The 5,535-nt window shown below is 53.8% G+C and carries 3 protein-coding genes and 1 pseudogene; 3 read left to right on the top strand and 1 reads right to left on the bottom strand.

The window, feature by feature from the left end:
- Positions 1 to 256: 256 nt before the first annotated feature.
- From ACNA7P_RS10830 to rfaH, 3 genes are all read left to right on the top strand, one after another.
- Positions 257 to 1,615 (top strand): glycosyl hydrolase family 8, encoded by a 1,359-nt coding sequence (locus tag ACNA7P_RS10830; protein WP_416258643.1) that lies wholly within the window; start codon positions 257 to 259, stop codon positions 1,613 to 1,615.
- Positions 1,602 to 4,634, top strand: a complete 3,033-nt coding sequence (locus ACNA7P_RS10825; RefSeq protein WP_416258642.1) for a cellulose synthase subunit BcsC-related outer membrane protein — start codon at positions 1,602 to 1,604, stop codon at positions 4,632 to 4,634. Before ACNA7P_RS10830 ends, ACNA7P_RS10825 begins: the two co-directional genes overlap by 14 nt.
- An 86-nt stretch (positions 4,635 to 4,720) precedes the next feature.
- A complete protein-coding gene (gene rfaH, locus ACNA7P_RS10820; protein ID WP_416258641.1) occupies positions 4,721 to 5,221 on the top strand; it encodes a transcription/translation regulatory transformer protein RfaH in 501 nt (166 codons plus the stop codon).
- Between the two features lie 53 nt (positions 5,222 to 5,274).
- Here the strand turns inward: rfaH and ACNA7P_RS10815 are convergent.
- Positions 5,275 to 5,535 (bottom strand): annotated as a pseudogene (locus ACNA7P_RS10815) (glucose-6-phosphate isomerase); the annotation flags it as partial.

The following is a 5,535-nucleotide window of genomic DNA, read 5'->3' as shown; positions in this document are numbered from 1 at the left end:
TGGGCGAGTTAAGCTTCTTTAAGCGCATGTACTTCCACCTTTCCCGTTATCCGGTGTTGGTGTCGGTGCTTACCCTAATTGCGCTGGTAACCTTAGTGCTGGTGTTGTATTGGTTGTTGAGTGGCTTGGCGCGTCGGCGTTTAGAGCGGCGCAGCTAAATCAGCCGCGCAGCTAAACCAGCCGAGGCAATGGCGGAATAGACATGGGCGCACGTAATTGAATTTACGGCGATAACGAACAGAAAAGAGGGCTTGGTATGGCTTCATTCATAATCCAGCGTATGCGCGGCGCACGTTCACTCGCGCCCTTACTTATTGCAATGGTAGCTCTTTCGATGCTCAGTGCCTGCTCGCCAGCCGATTGCTGTGGCAATGAACCGGAAGCTACCAGCCAACGTTCGAGTGCATTTGCGGTAAACGAGCAAACACCTGCCGCGTTGCGCTTTAATTGGCACTATCAGCGTTTTCTCGAGCATTTAGTAAACGAAGATGGCCGGGTAATCGATGAAGAATCTGAAGAATCGATTTCTACCAGTGAAGGCCAAGCCTACGGCATGTGGTTTGCGCTGTTGGCGCAAGATCAAACGCAGTTCGATTTAATGCTTACTTGGGCTGATCGCAACCTTGCGCAAGGCGCATTGGGCGATAAGTTGCCAGCATGGCTGTGGGGCGAAGATGAGGATGGTACATGGCACATTTTGGAAAATAACTCAGCGAGTGATGCCGATATTTGGATAACCTACGCCTTATATGCTGCTGCTGAACTTTGGCAGCAGCCTCGCTATGCAGCATTGGCTACGCGATTGTCGCGGCGTTTGTTAAGCTCTACCACCATTGTGTTAGGCACCGAAAGCCCGCAGGCGTCGAGCCTGAATACCAATGGTGTTACAACAACCGCGCGCGCCGAAGGCCTTGTGCTGTTGCCAGCGCCGCAGGGCTTTACCCATGATGGTTATGTAATGGTAAACCCGAGCTATTTTAATTTTATGCAGCTGCGTGGGCTAGCCGCGTACAGTGGTGATGAACGCTGGCAGGAAATTTATAAAAATAGCGTGAATATTATGCAGCAATTGGCGCATGAAGGGCATGGCATGGTACCTGATTGGCTTACCCTTGATTACGCCGGCAACCTACTTTCGGTAGGGCAAACACCACGGCATCATCAAAATGATGTGCGTTACGGCGAGTATGATGCAATTCGCACCTACCTATGGCTGGCGCAAGATCAGCAATTATTGAATCAATTTTTAGGCATGCACGAAGTAGTTGTTCAGCAAGGATATCCGCCAGAACGATTATCACGGCCAGTACGCCAATTTGTGCCGCACCCCGATAATCCCAACACTCGAATTAATATCATTGAAGGGGCGAGAGGCCGCGGGCCTATTGGCTTCTCTGGCGCATTACTGCCGTATTTAATAGCCATTGAAGGCGAACAAGGCGAAAGCGTGCGCGAACAAGCAGCGCGTATTGTAGCGGCTAACCCCAATGATTATCGCAATGGGTATTACACTCAATCGCTGATTATGTTCGGCCTAAGCACCTTACAATGCACTGAGTTTGATACGGAAGGCCGCCTAGTGGTAAGCCAAGAGGTGCTGAATGGTTGTACCTAAATCAGTGTGGCTGGCTGCGGGCGCGGTGATGTTGGCCGGCTTGGCGTATGTTGTGCCGCTGTATCAAGCTGCGGATGCTGCAAGCCCTGGGCTGGTGGCTGTAGCGAGTGGTTCGGAGTTGGTTGCTGCGGGGCAGGCGCAAACGGAGGTGCAAGCTCAGGCTCACGCGCAAGCTCAAGCTCAAACACAACCGATGGCACCACCTGATAGTTTCAGCCAAGAATCGGCGGCGCTGCTGGAAGAGCGCATTGGTTATTGGTATGAGCGCGGCAGGCCAGATCGTATTGAAGGCGTGCTGCAACAATTGTTGCGCGTACACCCAAACAGCCCACGCATTATAGAAGTGCAGGCATTGCTTGCTATGCAGCAGCGCGATGTTGTTCGCGCGCAAGATTTATTCAATGAATTACAAACGCTGGCGCCGAATCATGCTTCCACACAACGGCTGCGCGAATTAGTAGGCTTGCCCAACGAGCAACGCAATGCCGTGGCCGATGCGCGCATGCTTACCTTGGCAGGGCGCCACACAGAGGCGTTCAGCCGCTGGCAGCAGGTATTTCCGCAGGGCCCAGAAACGCTTGAATTAGCCCTCGAATATTGGGAAAGCGCGGCACGTGCCGGCGAACCCGCTGGGCTTGCCAATTTAGAACGCTTACACGAAGAGCATCCGCTTTCAATTCGCACCGAACTTACCTTATTGCGTGTGCGCTTATTGGGCATTAGCCACAGTGCAAGTGATTATCAGCGTTTAATAGCGCTTAGCAGCGAGCGCACCTATGGCCAAGAAGCCACAGGCATATTAGTGCGTGCTACCAGTATGCTAGCGCCAAGCGCCGAAAATTACGCCTTAATACAAATTGCTCGGCAGGCCTTTCCTGAACACGCCGAGCTTGCGGAAACCAGCACACGAATGCGCCGCACCTTAGATGCGCAGCGTATGGCAGATATGGGCTACGCTAGTTTGTCGGCAGGGAATAATGAAGAGGCCCTCGGGCATTTTCAGCGCGCCGCGGCCACCGATCCAACTACTGCCCAGTGGCAAGAAATGGTGGAAATTACCTGGTTTTGGCGCGATGTGAATGTATTTGATAGCCAATTAGAAGCAGGTAGGGTGTTGCAAGCGGCGAACACTCTTGCTGGCTTGCAAGCGCATCCAGAGGCTCGTGAGCAGCCCGCATTGATTGCCTTGCGCGAAGCGCAACTCGCTGCTGCGCAGGGGAATACGGAGCAAGCGTATCAAGGTTTTTATCGGGTGTTGGCATTGCAGGCTGATAACTCGCAGGCCCCGCAGAGCTCACAGGCAGCGTGGGCGTTGCTTGGGCATTACCGAGATGAAGAGAACGAACCGGGCCTACGCGAGTTTTTTGGCAATTTAAGCCCTGAGCTACAAAGCGAATTAGGTGGTGAATACAACCGCTTATTGGCCAGCTATGAGCAAGCACGCGTGAACGCGTTGCAGGCGCAAGCGGCAGCATTGCAAGAACAGGCCAGCGCACTGCAAGAGCAGGGCGAGCACGAGGCGGCGCACGAAGCGCTGCTGGCGGCCTACGAACTTACGCCAAATAACCCGTGGCTAGTGTATGCGTTGGCGCTTTCGTATGAAGCCCGCGATGAATTATCGGCAGCGGAAGCCGCATTTGCGCAGTTATTAGCGCAAGAAAGCAGTGAAGCTGATGCTGAAGATACCCAGTTTGCCTATGCACTGTTTTTAGCGCGGCAAGATCGCGATGAAGAGGCTCGAGAAAGCCTAGCGGCCATAGAACCCAGCGCATTTTCAGAGGGAATGCAGGCGTTAGCGTTGCGTTTAGATGAACGCTCCATTCAAACTGGCGCGGGGCCAAGTGCACCGGCTGCCAGCAGTGAGCTCAGCGAAACCGTGTTGTATGTGGGCTACGATCGTAGCTCGAAAAGCGGCACGCCGGGCATTACCGAGCTTACCGCCGAAACCCTCATGGTTGATTTGCGCGTGCCATTCACCGAACGGGATGGCTATTGGTTTTTACGGGTAGACCCAATGCGCATTAATGCGGGCGCAGCCGATTTAGATGATACCTTTTGGCGCGAGCGCTTCGGTACCGGCTTATTGTGCGAAACCGATTGCCCTTCAGGCATGCAGCCAGAAGCGCAAGAGCAAGGCGTAGCGATAGGGGTGGGTGCCGAGTTGGGCGATTGGTGGTTCGATATCGGCCGCAGCCCAGTAGGTTTTAACCGCTCTGAATGGGTTGGAGGCATTGGTGTGCGCCGCGAGCTGGGTGATTTTGGCGTGCGTTTAAGCGCCGATCGGCGTATTCAAACCACCACCATGATTAGCTTTTCTGGAGTGCAAGACCCATTCTCGGATCGCAGTTGGGGCGTGGTTACGCGCAACGGCGTTGGTGTTGGTTTCAGTTGGGATCAAGGTGGGTCGCTAGGTTGGTGGAGTAGCCTTGGGTATGATTATTACAGCGGCCACAACGTGGCATCGAACAACCGTTGGTATGGCTACACCGGGGGCTACTGGCGTGCATACGAAAGCGAGCCGTTCGCGCTAACAGTAGGGCTTACGTATTTATCTTGGGGCTTCGATAAAGATTTGAGCCAACCCAGTTTTGGCCACGGCAATTATTACAGCCCCGAGCTGTATCAATCATTAAGCGTGCCGGTAACCGTGTTTGGCCGGTATCAGCGTTTCTCGTATTTACTGCGTGGCGCCATAGGCTATTCCGATACCAACCTTACCGAACAAGTGTTTTACCCCAACGATGCGGGCCTGCAAGAGCAAGCGGTTGGCGCCATTGGCAACACCGGCATCAATCCTGTGTGGGCGCCTGGTGTTGGCGGTGGCCGTAGCCATAGCTTCACCGGTAATGTGGAATACCAGCTCAGCGAAGCCTTGTATGTGGGGCTGCAGGTAAACTTAATTCGCTCCGATACCTTCTCACCCAACCAAGGGTTAATGTACTTCCGCTATCACTTTGGCGGCAATAACCAGCCTGTGGCACGGCCGCCGGATCCGCCCACTCGGTATGTAGATCGCTAAAGTTTGGTTTTTGGGTGGGCGATTGCTTACAAAAGCCCGCTCAAGTACACTGCGCTCTCTAACAGCAGTAGAGGGAGATCGTAGCGATGGAATCATGGTATTTGTTGCATTGTAAACCAAGAGAAATTGAGCGTGCGGAATGGCACCTGCAAAATCAAAGGTTTACCACTTTCTGTCCGCGTTGGAAGGTGCAAAAACGAGTGCGTGGCAAACGCCAATCGGTGCTCGAGCCCTTATTCCCAAACTACCTCTTCATTTCTGCCGATTTAGCGCAAGATAACTACACCGCCTTGCGCAGCACGCGCGGCGTGAACGGCTTCGTGCGCTTCGGTGGCTATCCGGCCATTGTGCCCGCGGCAGTAATTGATGATCTGCGCGCGCGCACTAGCGAGGAAGGCGCCGATAGCGAAGCGAAAGGCCTGTATCAAACCGGCACTCCAGTAGAAATCCTCAGCGGCCCATTCGCCGGCCTCAAAGGCATCTACGACATCGCCGATGGCGAAAGCCGCTGCTTCGTACTGCTCGATATGCTCGGCAAATCCCAACGCCTCGAGCTCGATGAAGACGACATCACCGCCGCTTCGTAGAGATTGGGGTCAGTGAGGGCGGTGTCAGTGAGCACCGTCACTGACCCCAATCTCTACAACATACCAATAATCGCATCAGTGGAAGCATCGAACGATTCGTTGCTGTTGCCTTCTATGCGGCGCAGCGTAGAAATGGCTACTTGTTTGCCTTTTTCTACGCCGGGCTGGTCAAATGAATTCAATCCCCAAATCTGCCCTTGCACGAAAATCTTGTGCTCGTAAGCGGCAATAATGGCGCCGAAGCTTTCGGGGGTTAATCGTTGCAGGGCAAACAGTGAAGAAGGGTGCCCACCAGGGTAGTGCTCGGCAAGCAC

Source organism: Aliidiomarina sp. (genome assembly GCF_047920995.1).
Classification (GTDB): Bacteria; Pseudomonadota; Gammaproteobacteria; order Enterobacterales; family Alteromonadaceae; genus Aliidiomarina.
The sequence above is the reverse complement of the archived record's forward strand: the minus strand, read 5'-3'. Positions and strand labels throughout refer to the sequence as shown.